We start from the raw sequence: 14,909 nt of genomic DNA, 5'->3' as shown, positions 1-14,909 counted from the left end.
TCTCACTATCTGCATCTTTCTGGCAGAAGAAAAACAACGGGTAATACTTGCTCTATTTCTTGAGAAAGAAAAAATCCTCGCCTGTCAATGAGCTTTGATCCCAGGGAGTCTGCTGGCTGTTGGTCTTGGTCATTACGTCATTACGGACGCGCTTGAAGACTGACTCAATGGTAACATTAGGCTCAATCATTCTGCGTAGTAAGGATTCGGTAAAGATGCCATTGCGGCCACTACCATCCGCCGATGTTTTGCCGGGGGCAGTAGCAAAGGCAATAAACGTACCCGTAGGAGCTTTCATGTTAGAGAGGCCCTTATCATCACCACCCCGGCTGAAACTACGGTCGAAGGGGTTGTTACGACAGGCATCCAGTACGACAATGTTGGTGGCTACTTGTGCTTCATCCATCTTGCGAAGCACCCGATCAACTCGTTCGCAGACAAAATCAATATCACCTGCACTACCAGGCTTGGCATCGACGGGTACCAGGTAGTTGTTGCCTTCAAACTGCACACCGTGGCCTGCATAATAGAACATTCCCACCTGATACTTGGCTGTCTGTAACTTTTGCCCAAACTCGTTGATGGCGTTAACCAGTCCCTGCCGGTTGAGATCGGTGAAGGTCATTACGTCGAAGCCCAGTTTCTTGAGCGAGTTTGCCATATCCGTGGCATCGTTGACGGGATTCACTAATTTATTCCCCAATGGATAGGCTGAATTACCGATCACCAGCGCCAGACGTTTTTCGCCTTTCTCATACCAGAGCGAGAGTGGAGCCGAGCGGATTTCACCGGCTTCATTGCTAGCAATGAGCACCGCCTGATTCTGGCCTTCCCGCAGCCGAACCTGTTGCACAAACGACGTACCACCCGCACAAAACGACTCAACAGGAGCAAATCCCCGGCTCTCGGCAGTCACTACGTTGCCATTGAGTTCCAGCTTAATTTGCGTGGCTTTGTTCAGGACGCAGGCTTTCAGCAGTAGGTTTTCGTCATTGCGGTGCTCAGAGGGCGTTACCCAACTTATCTGCGGCTTGAGGGCTACAAACTCATTGAATACGTCTTTGGTGCCATTGGTGTACACAATGTACGCTACGTCCTTCAGGGACAAGGTCTGTAACGTTGCAGCCTTCCCACCAACCCGTTGATAACGTATTTGGTTGGGGTAGACTTCTTTGATTTGCACAGCCTGTTTCTCGCGGGTGCGGAGGTAGATGGTGTCGGCGGGTACAGACGTTGCGTGAGCGCAGGAAACGCTTAGTAGACTTGCCAATAAAGTTGTAGATAAAAGTATTTTCATGTGCGCCATAAAATTATATGATGCCAGGATTCGAGAATATCATTTAATTTTCACTATCCAGGAGTCAGATGTTCCACCTAGGTAAGCGGCAGTCTTATTACCCGAACCATCTGGTGATAAAGACTCGCCCCCCAGTAGGAAACCACCATCCGAAGTGGCCACGATAGAAAACATATTGTCACCGTCAGTCCCCCCAAAGGTCTCATCCCAGAGGTATCCCCCAGCGCTATTAATTTTTACCGCCCAGTAATCAGAGACACCGTAAAACGGAGCCGTCTTAAGTCCTGTCCCAGCTGCCGATGAAGAGTTGCAGCCTAGGATAAAACCACCATCCAAAGTCGCGACTAGGGAAGTTAGGTAGTCCGGACCACGCCCCCCAAATGTTTTATCCCATAGTTTATCCCCACCGCTGTTGATTTTCACCACCCAACAATCATAGCCCCCATAGTTGGCATCGCCTTTATTACCCGAACCAGTGGCTGACATAGAATAGCCACCCAACAGAACCCCACCATCCGAAGTGGCCAGCACCGCTGCCATTTCATCATAACTTTCTCCCCCAAAGGATTTGTCCCAAATTTTATCGCCACTGCTGTTGATTTTCAGCGCCCAATAATCGGTATTGCCATAATTAATTGCGGTTTTATTGCCTGTGCCAGCATTTGACGTAGAGTGACCACCTACTAGAAAACCGCCATCTGAAGTCCCCACCATCGACGTCACAAAGTCAGCACCACTGCCGCCAAAGGCTTTATCCCAAGCTTTATCCCCACTTCCATTAACTTTTACAATCCAATAGTCAGTGTTCCCATAACTACTGGCCGATTTATTACCTGACTCACTCGAGACAGAATAGCCTGCCAGCAGAAAACCGCCATCTGAGGTCACTGCTACAGATGTCAGATTATCGGCTCCACTTCCCCCAAAGGATTTGTCCCAGACGTAGTTTCCGGAGCCATTAATTTTCACCATCCAGTAATCGCTTTCTCCATAGTTAGCCGCAACCTTATTACCTGTTCCCGCAACAGATGAGGAGTAGCCCCCCAGTAGATAACCACCATCTGGGGTTGCTATTATCGTTAACAATTGGTCGTTTTTGTTACCTCCATACGTTTTTTGCCATTCGATTTCGCCATTGGCTTTTACTTTTACTAACCAATAGTCATTTGCCCCGTAATTAGGCGTAGTTTTGTTGCCATCAGTTGAAGCAGAAGTGCCTCCCATTAGAAAACCGCCATCTGGGGTTGGGAACATACAATAGAGACGATCTTCGTTCGTACCGCCGAAGGTTTTGTCCCAGACAGTCGAGGGAATTGCGGGCTGTTGAATGATTACACTTTCCGTAGTACCACTGCTGCCTCCATCTCCTTTTACAATCAATTTGACTGAATATGTTTTCGCTGTCGTAAAGGTATGTTTGATGGTTGCTCCTGAGGCCGTCTGTCCATCGCCAAAATCCCATAGGTAACTGGTACCATTCTGAGCGGAACTAGTGAATGTCACCTCGCAAGGTGCGTTACAGTTACCCCCAGCAATAGAAAAAGCAGCCGTAGGAGACAACGGTACTTCCATGTGGCAGTCGGCCAAGAGAAATATTAATAAGAAAAAGGATAGAAGTCGATTCATTACGGTGGATAGTCTAATTAAAACGTCATTTTTACTTGAATACCCGCGAATTGAGCTGTGCTATATACAAACGGAGTCATGGAAACCTGTTTGCGTCGTTGCTCCAGTTCGCGTTTCGCTTGTTTGTATTTACCCGCATTGATACGACCCAGAACAACCAGAATGGCCCCTGTCACCCCAGCAGCCGCTGCTACGTAGATGCCTGGTGAGCCAAACTCCAGTAAGCCTTTAGGTTGGGCTAGATCACCACCATTCGGTTCTTTGCCGTAATTTGATCTGTACCAATCGGTATAAGCGGTATTGGTATTGCCTAACTGACTGATGTAGTCGTTATGTGCACTCTTCACTAATGCAATTGTAACAATACCGCCTACAATGGCTCCCGCCCCGAGCACCGTACCAAGAGTGCTTTTCGTTTTATACTGAGCGGCTTTCTTTTCTAGGGCCAATAGCTCGGTGGCAACGGGGCTACTCGGTTTGGTAGCTGATTGTACAGCTATCGATGCAGGTGGCGGTACCTCGGGCTTAGTGACAGGGGGAGTCGCTGGGGAGGCTATCTGTTTCTGGGTTTCGGGGATAACGCTGGGAAGTACTGGCTCGGCCTTCTTTTCGTACTCAATAGTCTGTACGTCGGTCTGATACAGAAAGTAATCAGGGCCAGCGGGGTTGTCAAAGCGTTTGTAGCGAATGTAGGTTTTGTCGGTCCCCAGAACTTTAGCCTTGATGCTACTGCCGTCTTTGCGAATAATTATGTCCTGCGCTTGAGCGGTAAAACTTAACCAGAAAGTAAATACGGAAGCTAAAAGATATTGTACACCTTTATTCATAGAGTACTTATACGGATGATGTGGATTGTAATGGTATTCAAATCCTGTAAGGACTGTGCTGTATGACAGTCTATTGCACAGGTGATATTAGTCCGAAATATAAGTATTTTTGTTCATTGGTTTAACACTAATTCTTCTGTAGGGTCTGATAGTCTGCCCCCGGGCAGCTTGTATTGAATTCTCCCATAAATTCAACTATGCCGGGATTTGTTGGTACCCAAGCCTTCTAGTGTTTTTGCTGGTTCTGTAAATAATCATTTAACTCCAGCAAACTAATTGAGTGATGCCCATGTCATGAACCATCTCAATGAATTTACTGCCTGTTTGCCAGATAGAACCAATGCGGCAATTCTCCCGCCGATCGTAAAGTAAATGACGCCACCCTTGTAGAAAAGCTGCTCAATTTAGAAGATACATAATTCAAACGGCTTGGTTAAGCGGTAAACGTATCGCTCTTTTGGAAGTCGAGCAGCTACATGAGAAAGCTTGGGAATAATATCCTCATCAAAAAATGAAAAAATACCCCTATGTGGTTATTGTCAAATAATATATCTGCTCTTTAAATTTGTAGGATTACCTAATTTCTTGGCTCTATACTTAACGCACTTCTTACTTGCTTTTAAGTAAGAATATCTACTTGTAAAAACTAATTGTCGCTTATGAGAATACTGTTTACTTCTCTTTTCCTATTGTTATCTGCTATTGGATGGGCCCAGAACAAACCCCTTGCCAAAATAATCAATACGGCCAAAGCTTCTGGTAAAGCAGACACTTACATCAAGCTGTTCACCGCCGACGGATCAACTTCAGCCATCCCTAAAGCACTGGATATGACTAAACGTATCCAGTACCTGGTGCTCAATCAAGCTGAACTAAAACGACTTTTCCAAGCAAAGCCCAAGGTTTTAGAAATAGCTATACCAACGGCTGAAGGCTTTGTCGAAGTCGAGTTGGTGCCATATTCTTTTTTAGCGCCTGACTTTAAAATCGCCACATCGGTAAATGATTCCACACTTATCCAAGTAGTTAACAAACTTCAGTTTTACCACGGAATAGTTAAAAACAGTCCTAATTCGCTCGTCCACATGGCCATCACAGAGGGCAGTATTGTTGGGACAATTGTTGATACGACCGGTAGCTGGGTATTAACGAAGCGGAATCGTCAATCCGCACTTGGCACAGAGTATGCAATTTATAATGAAAATGCAGTCACAACCCAGAAGCGCAAACTGAACTGTGGTACTGGCGATGAGCCAGCTGTTTCACCAACGTCTGGTAAAAATCTCACCGGGCCAATCACTAATTCCACGACCTGTGTAAAGTACATAGGCATCTATCTGGAAGCGGATTACGCTACGTATCAACTTTATAGTGGAGATGTGAATCAATTGACTACCGATATTTTGTTTCTTTTTGAACAGGTTAGCACCGTATTCAGGAATGAGGGTATTTATACCCAGTTGAACCAGTTGTATCTTTGGAATACGGCCGATCCTTACGTTAGCGCTAGTAGTGCGGAAAATTTACTTAATCAGTTTCGAAACCGCTGGAACAGCACAGGTAATAATTTTCCTGGACAGGTTGCCCACTTATTATCGAGCCGCTTTTTCACTGACGCAGGCGGGGTTGCCTACGTAGAGGGGCTTGCTTCCAGATCGTATGCTTACGGCGTATCCGTTAATATCTACCCGTACGTCGCTCGGCCCTATCCTGTCTATAGCTATGAAGTCCAGACAGTGGCTCATGAGCTAGGCCATAATTTCGGCTCACATCACACCCACTGGTGCGGTTGGCCGGGGGGAGCAATTGACAACTGTGCTGGAGTGGAAGGGTCATGTAACCCCGGTCCCTATCCAGTAGACGGTGGAACAATTATGAGTTATTGTGACAATATTGATTTAACCAAGGGGTTTGGGACATTACCGCATAATGCCATTCGAAACTTGGTCGATAATGCCAGTTTGCCTATTACCACCTCTGACGGAATCGTAGAGTCCATCACCTCTGGCAACTGGTCTACAACTTCAACCTGGGCCTGTGGGCTAACACCGAATGTCATGCGAAACGTTACTGTAGGAAGTGGACATGCCATACACTTAAACGCGAGCGAAAGCATAAAAGGGGTCAACATTAACGGTATTCTTAACTTATCTACGGCCAATTCCAACCTTAATATCAATAACTAACTATGAAGAAGACTTTACTTACACTTACTACTGTAATTGCATATTCAGTAATATCTCAGGCTTTTTCCCAACAATTAAGCTTTTCAGGAACCAGGGTCCTGCACCTTACTGGAACAGCCAATACCTTTTTGGGTGTGAACGCTGGGGCCTCCATTACGTCAGGTGGTTTTAATACATTTATGGGGATTGGAGCCGGAAATGCTACTAACACAGGCTTTCAAAATACGTATGTCGGGGTGAATGCAGGTGAGAAAAACACAAGCGGTTTTAACAATACGTTCTTGGGTAATTTTGCGGGAAGGTTAAATATCGATGGTACTGGAAATTCCTTTGTGGGCAACGAAGCAGGCTACAGCAACACGAGTGGTGGTGGAAACACCTTTATGGGTACAGCTTCTGGCTATAATAATACGACGGGTATTTTAAACAGTTTTATTGGCAATGCCTCTGGGTATACGAATACAACCGGTAACAATAATGTTTTCGTTGGGCATAAAACAGGCTATGCCAGTACCACCGCATCGGATAATGTATTTGTGGGTTACTTTTCGGGAGGCAGTACGACCACGGGCAACAATAATGCCTTTTTAGGAGCAGGAGCTGGTTTCACCAATACCGTTGGCGCTAATAATACGTACTCTGGCTTTGAGGCAGGGCATCTCAATACAACAGGCTCCCAGAACACATTCCTGGGTAAAACAGCAGGCTACGCCAATACGACTGGAAATGGGAATGTTGCATTGGGTTATTTAGCAGGTTATACCAATACCACGGGTAATAATAACTTATTACTGGGTTACAATGCCGACGTTAAAACAGCTAATTTAACGAATGCAGTTGCTATTGGAACAAGTGCTAAAGTAGCCATTAGTCATGCTATTGTGCTGGGCGATCCTACCAATACCAGTATCGCAGTGGGTATAGGAACAGATTCCCCCCAATTTCCCCTTGACGTACGAGGTACAATCAACCTACGCAACAATGGTAAGATTAAGTTTGCCCATCTGAGTAATCCCCTGTTTCAGGGCACTACCGATCAGTTCCTAACAGTAAACGAGCAGGGAGAAACGGTACTGGCTAAATATCGATTACGGATCAACCATGCTAGCGAGTGGAGTGATAAGGTTTTCTCCCCGACGTATCAGTTAAAGCCACTTTCGCAGGTCGAACAACATATTCAGCAGCATGGCCATTTACCAAACGTGCCGTCAGCCAAGCAGGTCGCCAAGGACGGTATAGACCCAGCCAAAATGGATGCCAAATTGCTGGAAAAGATTGAGGAGTTGACGCTGTACAGCATTGAGCAGGAAAAGAAAGCTAGTAAGCAAGAGACTATCAGTCAGCAGCAACAACAGGAAATTGAAAAGCACAAAAAAGAAATTGACGAACTTAAAGCGTTGGTTAAACAGCTAATCGAGAAGAAATAGTTAGCGCTTTCTAATCAACACTTCACGGCCCAGCTAACCACTGGGCTTACTTTTTAGCCTTGTCCGTCTTTTATTACTCTTAGTAAAAAAAGTGGACGGACAGCTAGAGGATGGGTACTGAGGGAGGTTATGGACTCTCTGTGGAATTTAGTGATCTCCGGCACAGGTAAAACCAGCTGCTAAATACACCAGAATAAGCTACTCGGGTTTCTTCTGTGGTGGAGCCTATGAGGGTGATAATTGCGCATTCATACGATGGCGGAAAACCCTTATTTTTGAATCATTGTAACTATAGCATACTGAGCAATCTGCTCATTCTATAACCGATGAAAGCTTACACTGAGTAAGGTTATTCGACGCTATCTACTGTCCGTCCACCAGAAATACTAGGGATAGTGGACAGACGGACACTTTGAAATTCAGTATATCAGATGGTTCAGGAACTACCGAAGATCCCGGTTCACTAAATAGGCATCACGACAAACGGTGCCGTGCGTATTGACTGCATATGCGTAACGGATGGAACCCAGTTAGAAACATCCCCGCTATTCAAAAAGCCAGTGACGCACCCCGCCCCTTTCCATTAGTTTTTAACGTTTACAATCTTCTTCATATCTCAATATATACTTAATAGAACCTATGCTAGTGCGCTGGATTATTAGAAGGGCTTGGTTTCTATTGGCACTGCTACTAGCCGTGAGTGCCCAGGCTCAACCAATACTGAGACTAACCGACTTAACGGGTCAACCTGTAGCCGATATTCGAGAAGGGCAACGCATTATTTGTTCTTATCAGCTTCCTAACCAGTATACACGCCTGATACGAGGCAGGCTGCTGACCATTACCGATTCTACGATTACTTATCGGATCAGCTATGCTAAAGCCAGTCAAGAGATTCCCTTGAGTGCCATCCAGACCATCAATCGGATTCGAATCGGCAAATATATCCTGCCATCCATCGGGGCTGGAGTCATTGTTGGTGTGTTGGATGTGTGGTTAAATCGACGCAACTCGACCTTCACCTCAAGTTTATTGTTATCAGGAGGAGTACTAGCCGCCCTGCGGTATAATGATTATTTAGATCGTCGTCGGCTGGCAAAACTTCAGGTAGGCAAAACCGTCAATTTGGCAGTGGTGCCCTTTGTTAAATAATGGATGGTGAATCAGCATAAAACATAATTCAAGTGGCTTGGATAAGACGTCAACCTATAAACTTTCTGGTAATTGATTAGTCATATCAGAAAGCGCAGGGCTTCCAAACTGCCTTCTCACCCTTATAGAATCAGAAGGCGCAATGGCTCAAATTTGTTCTATTAATCGAATTAGTTCTACTGCGTTTTTTACGCCTAATTTCACATGAATATTCCGCCGATGCGTTTCAACGGTATAAAAACTTACATGCATCGTATCAGCAATTTGCTGGCTGGACATACCCTGTCGGATATAGTTGATTATTTCAATTTCGCGAGCTGTTAAGCGAAGGTTTTTCAGGAAGATGTCATCGGCATGATGAGCCGATTCTTTTGGGCGATTGATTTTGCTGGAAAAATAGGTCTTACCGGATACAACCGTTTGAATCGCCACCACTAACTCATCGACGTCAGCCGTTTTTAGGAGGTATCCTTTAGCGCCATACTGCCGAAACTCATCAATATAACGTTGCTCATTGTACATGCTGATAATCAGAATGTTCAAATTTGGAAAGCTCAGTAATAACTGCCGGGTCATGTCTAACCCGTTGACACCGGGCATATTAAAATCCATCAGCAGAATATCGGGTACCAGCCGGGTTAAAGCGTGGGGCGTGTCTTTACTGGCGTAGACTTGGCCGATCACCTCAACGGCAGGTTCCTGGATCAGCATCGACTTTAGCCCATCATTAAACAACTTATGGTCATCCACAATCAACACGCGGATGGGTGAGGATAGCTCAGGCATACGGTACTTCCACAATGACACAGGTGCCGGATGCATCCGAGGATATATCAAGCGTAGCGCCTATGTAATCAGACCGGGAAGATACGTTTTTCAGGCCAATTCCCGATGAGCCGCTGGCCGAATTTACCCATTGAAACCCCCGGCCATCGTCTTCAACCGTAACGACGAGGCTTTCGGGTTGAAATATCAGTTGTACAACCGCTTTTTTAGCCCCAGAATGTCTAAGAATGTTGTTAATTAACTCGTTAATAATCCGATACACAACCAGCGAGCGTTCGGGAACAAGTTGGTGCTCTGAACCGGCCAGAATAAAGTCAAACGAAATGCCTGCCGTCGGCTGGTTAGCCCGCGCCACCAACTGGCTGACTACATCGCTGAGCTTGTACTTATCAAACTCGATCGGCATCAGATTATGGCTAATAGTACGCAGATCCTGACCGGCCTTTTCAATCAACGACTGCGCTTTGGCTACTTCCGGAAATTCAGCCTGAATAAGGAGCTTTTTGCTGATGATACTCAGGCTACCTTTTGCGGCTGCTAAGGTATTACCCACGTCATCGTGCAGATCGGCGGCAATACGTTGGCGTTCGGACTCCTGAGCTCTAATTTGTTCCTCGAGCAACTCCTGCTGATGTTTTACCACTTTAGCCCCTAGCGCTTCATTTTGTTTCTTCTGACTCAGAAACTGGTAGCCAATGGCTACAGCCAGTACCATTGCTTCAACCAGATTGGCCCGTGTAATTCCATCATCAAATACCCAACTGTAAGAGGCAACCCCAAATTCGATGAGCAGTTTATTTACCGTAATGGCGATGAATGGCAACAGGGAGAAAAAGTAAAACTTGGCATATACATTATTCCGGAGAAGCCCATTGACTAGCATCGTACCAGAGGCTATAATGGAGCCGCCAAGCGCCAGGGTTGCTAACAATCTTAGGAAGGGAACCCCAAGTAAGTGAACCGGAACCAGGAACTGAATGACAATCAGTGCAATATTGGTAGACACCGCAAGGCTAGTCAGTAGTTGAACCCATTTTGCCAACTGCTGGTCCACACTAAGCAATCGCTTTACGAAAAGTAAGGAAGTGGTAGCAATCAGCAAAGGGCCATTGACGAAGCCTAACTTCCCAAATTGAGTGCCGATTAGCGAAGGGAAAAATTGAAACAGTAACTCTTCATTCAACGAGTGATTCAGCAACAGACTACTAATATAGAGTAGGTAATACACATAAAGCCAGTTGAAGGCATACACACTGACTAAACAGGAAGCTAGCCATAACAGGGATAAAACTCCAATCACCCCTCCATGATACAAATTGGCGGCTGATGTCGTACGATGCATGTCTGGTTGACTTCGAAAGTAGGCCGGAAACCGCAGTTCGTAGGTTTTCCCAGCTATTCGTAGGTAATACTGATAGGTTCTATTGGTGGCTAGGTTAAGCTCAAACACATGGTGTCGATGCGGATAATCCCGTTGGGCAAAGGGTTTGTACCAATCCTGCTTTTTGGCAGACACCAGCGAATCATCAGTCAGGATAAAACAGCTTAATTCCTCAAGTCTGCCGTCATACACGTCCAGCAAAAAAGTCTGTTGCTGATTTGAGGTATTCATGACGCGGAAGGTCAGCCAGTACGCTCCCGCAGCATCCCAACCAAAGGTGGGTATATCCTGATTGATTTTCTGAAAGGGGTACTTCCGCTTGATCATGTCGTTGATCGTGAGGGCGCGGGTAGAATCTCGGTAGACGTAAAGGTAGTTTCCCAGCGGAGCCGAGTTGAACTGGTTGGGCAACAGCAAGGTCTGGGCATTTACCGAAAGGTTTAGGAAGAGTAGTACTAAGCAATAGCGGGATTTCAACGGGTCGGATCGTTCTGGAGTAATTCACGAAGATACAAGCATCTGAACTAGTGAAAAATACCGGATTTCAGGTATAGCGCAGGTAGGCAGTGCGGTGCCAATTTTGTGCTGATTAAAAGGCGTTTGCCGAAAAGCATTAAGATAGTAGATCATTCATCTTGTCTCTTCCCGATAAAAGTATATCAAGATGAATGATCCTGCTGACACAGTAAAAAGCTACCGTTAACTCATTTGGCTGGAGGATTGATACAATATCTTTATATGAGCCTAGTTGATCTAGTTTGGTAGATATAATTTTGCAGGATTAGCTTCTATAAATCAGTTATTTATACTTCTTTTCTAACCAATTTAATGCATCTATATGAGACTACTGTTTATGTACCTAATCCTGCTGCCCTTTGTGGGGTGGGCGCAAAAGGATACCGCATCCTGGTATCATAAAGACAGGATTTATGTAAAGTTTAAGGATGATATCAGCATTCCGAACGCAACGGCTGCGAATGTCAACGCAGCTGGTGAACTACCGTTTATTACTTCTATTCTAAGTGCTAAGGAAATTCGGAAAATAACAAAACCCTTTTTCTCCACCAGTTCGTTGCCGTCCTCAAAAAAGCTCCAAAAAGTTTATAAAATACAGTTAACAGATCCGGATCAGATTGGACAGGTGCTTCAGCAGCTTAATCAGGATCCCCGTGTTGAACATGTAGGGCGCGTTCCAATTTTGCGTTTAGATCATACGCCCAATGATTATTATTACACTGTTGGTAATACGGGCTATTACTATAGCCCGTATTGGTTAGAAAAGATAGAAGCGCCAAAGGCCTGGGATATTACCAAGGGGAGTTCCAACATTGTCGTAGCGGTGGTGGATGACGCCGTTGAAACGTCTCATGAAGATCTAGCCGAGAATATAGTAGCAGGCTTTGACGTAGGAAGCAATGATAATGATCCCAACCCACCCAGTACCGCTTATTCTCATGGTACACACGTTGCCGGTATCGTATCAGCCAGGACTGATAACGGGTTTAGAGCTGGTATTGCTTCAATTGGCTATAATGTAAAGATTATGCCTATTAAAGCTGCAAATGGGAGTACATTCCCAGATGGAGGGCTAAAGATCACTGATGGGTATGATGGAGTGACATGGGCGGCAGAGCACGGCGCAAGAGTAATCAATATGTCTTGGGGAGGGCCGGCGATTGATCCAATGGAACGATTGGCTATTAATGACGCGGTTACTAAAGGGTGTATACTCATTGCCTCTGCTGGCAATGAGGGTAGTAGTATTCTACGCTATCCAGCCTCTCTAACGAATGTAATGGGTGTTGCGAATACAACTCGTGATGATATAAAATATACGGATTCAAATTATGGTAGTTGGGTTGATATTTCAGCGCCCGGAACTACGATCCGCAGCACAATTCCGTATGGAAATTATGAATTTTATACCGGCACTTCGATGGCCTCGCCTTTAGTAGCAGGACTTGCTGCACTAATGCTATCAGCAAATCCAACTATGTCAGCTGTCCAAGTACAAACAGGCTTAAAAGCGACAGCAGATAATATCGATGCCCAAAACCCATCTTATGTGGGTCAATTAGGTGCCGGGCGCATCAATGCCTTTAAAGCGGTTAAATGGGCGACCACTGTCAACTCTACAGCTAGTGGCTCTTGGACCGGTAGCAACTGGACTTTCCAAGCGCCATCCATCTATACCAATCCCGTAATTATGCCAGGTCATACCATCACGGTGCCGAGTGCTACGTATCAGGTGAGAAACAACGTAGACATTCAGGGTAATCTTAATCTATCCACCACCTCGTCAAACCTTAACATTAACAACTAACCATGAAAGCAACTTTACTTCCTCTCGCTACACTATTTTTCGTCGTAACCACTACGTTGTTATCAAGAGCCCAATCGCTGAGCTTTGGCGGTAACCGTGTTATGCACACAACCGGAGCCCAGAATTTGTATATGGGTGTGAATGCGGGCTACTCCACCAATACTACTGCACAGTATAATACGTTTGCAGGATTTTCAGCAGGTGTTACCAACACGACAGGTAGTTTTAACGCTTTTTTTGGGGCGAATGCTGGCTACCTTAATACGGCCTCCAACAATACCTTTTTGGGCAGTTTGGCAGGAGAAGGCAACACAACGGGGGCAGAAAATACCTACGTTGGCTTTGCCGCGGGTTATAAAAATAAAGTCGGTGAGAAAAATGTATTTGTAGGGGTCAATTCAGGTCTAAACAACACGAACGGAATTGAAAATACCTTTGTCGGCCATAACTCAGGTTACAGTAATACCGAAGGATATAACAACTTATTTTTTGGTCAGCGTGCTGGTTATAGCAACACGACAGGATTCAACAACGCCTTCGTGGGCCGTTTATCAGGCGCCTTCAATTCAGAGGGTAATTCGAATGCCTTTTTTGGAGTAATTGCTGGCTACACCAATACAACCGGTAGTAAAAACGTATTTTTAGGTTCAGCCAGTGGTGCGTCAAATACGACAGGTAGTAACAACGTATTCCAAGGCTTTGAGGCTGGTTACAAAAACACGACGGCCAATGCCAATGTTTTCATTGGATACCAAACAGGTTATAGTAATACCACTGGCATTGGCAACCTATTTATGGGGCAGTTGGCTGGATACAGCAGTAACGGCTCATACAATCTATTTATTGGCAATGGTTCAGGCTACAATACTACATCAGGTTTAGGCAATACATTCATCGGGGATGGCTCTGGCTATGGCAACGCTACTGGACAGAACAATACCTACATTGGAAGGGCGGCCAACTATGCCGGAAACGGGTCGGGTAATTATAACACGTTCATCGGCTTCGGTGCTGGCACTGGTGGACCCAATGTTAATAATTCTACCGCCATTGGAGTTAATACCATCGTAACGGTCAGTAATGCGGTGGTCATAGGTGCACCCGGCTCCAAAGTGGGTATTGGTAACAACGCTCCTAACAACAGTCTTGAAATCACGAAAGGAGTAGCCAATCAATCAGGTTTGCGCTTCACCAATCTTAACAATTCCTCGCCCGCTACGTCCCTCAATCAAACTAAGTTCCTGTCGGTTAATGAGCAGGGAGACGTAGTAATGGCCAGCATGAACTCCTCAGCTCGGGAAGGAATAACTGAATCGCTATGGCAACGTAACGGCTCGTATCTGCAAAGCACCAAAAACGATGCAGTCATCATTGGCAGTAACGTAGCACGTACCCCGCTAGGTTACAAGCTGTTTGTAGAGGAGGGTATTTTGACTGAGAAAGTGAAAGTAGCTGTCAAAAACAGCGCGGATTGGAGTGATCATGTCTTTGAGGATACGTATCAGTTGACGAGTTTATCTGACGTAGCGCACTACGTTAAAGTGAACCGACACCTGCCTGGAGTACCTTCAGCCAGAGACGTAGTGAAACAAGGCATCGACGTAGCGAAGATGGATGCGAAACTCTTGGAGAAGATTGAAGAACTGACCCTGTACAGCATCGATCAAGATAAGACCATCAAGCAGCAACAGCAACAACTTCAGCAGCAGCAGGCGCAAATCGATGAACTCAAAGTCCTTATGAAGCAGCTACTGGAGAAGAAATAACAAGCATTTCTTAAGAAGCCTCTCCTTGTATTGGGCATTTCCATATGCAATGCATACATGGAAAAGCTTAAATATGACAGTTGTGATCAATCATTTACGGCTCGATAGCTATCCACCTTACGTATGCATATACAACTA

Annotated in this window: 10 protein-coding genes; 5 read left to right on the top strand and 5 right to left on the bottom strand. The window is 45.4% G+C overall.

Going from position 1 to position 14,909, the window contains the following annotated elements; translation table 11 throughout:
• Window positions 1-52 precede the first annotated feature (52 nt).
• The 3 genes from ACYVF1_RS16055 to ACYVF1_RS16045 are packed head-to-tail and all read right to left on the bottom strand — an operon-like array spanning window position 53 to window position 3,750.
• Window positions 53-1,297, bottom strand: coding sequence for a caspase family protein (locus tag ACYVF1_RS16055; RefSeq protein WP_461080491.1), 1,245 nt, complete (start codon window positions 1,295-1,297; stop codon window positions 53-55).
• Window positions 1,298-1,336: 39 nt separating this feature from the next.
• Complete coding sequence (locus ACYVF1_RS16050) at window positions 1,337-2,923, bottom strand: PKD domain-containing protein (protein WP_461080489.1); 1,587 nt, start codon at window positions 2,921-2,923, stop codon at window positions 1,337-1,339.
• A 17-nt stretch (window positions 2,924-2,940) separates the two neighbouring features.
• The gene (locus ACYVF1_RS16045; RefSeq protein ID WP_461080487.1) at window positions 2,941-3,750 is read right to left on the bottom strand and encodes a hypothetical protein; all 810 of its coding nucleotides are present in this window, start codon (window positions 3,748-3,750) and stop codon (window positions 2,941-2,943) included.
• Between the two features lie 659 nt (window positions 3,751-4,409).
• Here ACYVF1_RS16045 and ACYVF1_RS16040 point away from each other — a divergent pair.
• The 3 genes from ACYVF1_RS16040 (at window position 4,410) to ACYVF1_RS16030 (ending at window position 8,515) form a co-directional block, all read left to right on the top strand.
• Window positions 4,410-5,936 carry a M12 family metallo-peptidase gene (locus ACYVF1_RS16040; RefSeq protein WP_461080485.1) on the top strand — a complete coding sequence of 509 codons (1,527 nt, stop codon included), beginning with the start codon at window positions 4,410-4,412 and terminating at the stop codon, window positions 5,934-5,936.
• A 2-nt stretch (window positions 5,937-5,938) separates the two neighbouring features.
• On the top strand, window positions 5,939-7,363 hold the full coding sequence (locus tag ACYVF1_RS16035; protein ID WP_461080483.1) for a hypothetical protein: 1,425 nt from the start codon (window positions 5,939-5,941) through the stop codon (window positions 7,361-7,363).
• A 645-nt stretch (window positions 7,364-8,008) separates the two neighbouring features.
• Entirely contained in the window at window positions 8,009-8,515 is a 507-nt protein-coding gene (locus tag ACYVF1_RS16030; RefSeq protein ID WP_461080481.1) for a hypothetical protein, read from the top strand.
• Window positions 8,516-8,662: 147 nt separating this feature from the next.
• Here the strand turns inward: ACYVF1_RS16030 and ACYVF1_RS16025 are convergent, their stop codons facing one another.
• Window positions 8,663-9,301 carry a response regulator gene (locus ACYVF1_RS16025; protein WP_461080479.1) on the bottom strand — a complete coding sequence of 213 codons (639 nt, stop codon included), beginning with the start codon at window positions 9,299-9,301 and terminating at the stop codon, window positions 8,663-8,665.
• A complete protein-coding gene (locus tag ACYVF1_RS16020; protein WP_461080477.1) occupies window positions 9,294-11,159 on the bottom strand; it encodes a sensor histidine kinase in 1,866 nt (621 codons plus the stop codon). Before ACYVF1_RS16020 ends, ACYVF1_RS16025 begins: the two co-directional genes overlap by 8 nt.
• A 361-nt stretch (window positions 11,160-11,520) precedes the next feature.
• Between ACYVF1_RS16020 and ACYVF1_RS16015 the strand changes: the two genes are divergently transcribed.
• Entirely contained in the window at window positions 11,521-13,005 is a 1,485-nt protein-coding gene (locus ACYVF1_RS16015) for a S8 family peptidase (RefSeq protein ID WP_461080475.1), read from the top strand.
• A gap of 2 nt (window positions 13,006-13,007) precedes the next feature.
• The gene (locus ACYVF1_RS16010) at window positions 13,008-14,771 is read left to right on the top strand and encodes a hypothetical protein (RefSeq protein ID WP_461080473.1); all 1,764 of its coding nucleotides are present in this window, start codon (window positions 13,008-13,010) and stop codon (window positions 14,769-14,771) included.
• Window positions 14,772-14,909 lie beyond the last annotated feature (138 nt).

This window comes from Spirosoma flavus, assembly GCF_054778555.1.
Note: the sequence above shows the minus strand (reverse complement) of the source record. Positions and strands in the feature narration are given on the sequence as shown.

Bases quoted from the DNA above. Each gene is read 5' to 3' on its own strand.
- ACYVF1_RS16045 (WP_461080487.1), bottom strand. From the start codon at position 3,750: ATGAATAAAGGTGTACAATATCTTTTAGCTTCCGTATTTACTTTCTGG.
- ACYVF1_RS16015 (WP_461080475.1), top strand. From the start codon at position 11,521: ATGAGACTACTGTTTATGTACCTAATCCTGCTGCCCTTTGTGGGGTGG.
- ACYVF1_RS16010 (WP_461080473.1), top strand. From the start codon at position 13,008: ATGAAAGCAACTTTACTTCCTCTCGCTACACTATTTTTCGTCGTAACC.
- ACYVF1_RS16055 (WP_461080491.1), bottom strand. From the start codon at position 1,297: ATGAAAATACTTTTATCTACAACTTTATTGGCAAGTCTACTAAGCGTT.
- ACYVF1_RS16025 (WP_461080479.1), bottom strand. From the start codon at position 9,301: ATGCCTGAGCTATCCTCACCCATCCGCGTGTTGATTGTGGATGACCAT.
- ACYVF1_RS16040 (WP_461080485.1), top strand. From the start codon at position 4,410: ATGAGAATACTGTTTACTTCTCTTTTCCTATTGTTATCTGCTATTGGA.
- ACYVF1_RS16035 (WP_461080483.1), top strand. From the start codon at position 5,939: ATGAAGAAGACTTTACTTACACTTACTACTGTAATTGCATATTCAGTA.
- ACYVF1_RS16050 (WP_461080489.1), bottom strand. From the start codon at position 2,923: ATGAATCGACTTCTATCCTTTTTCTTATTAATATTTCTCTTGGCCGAC.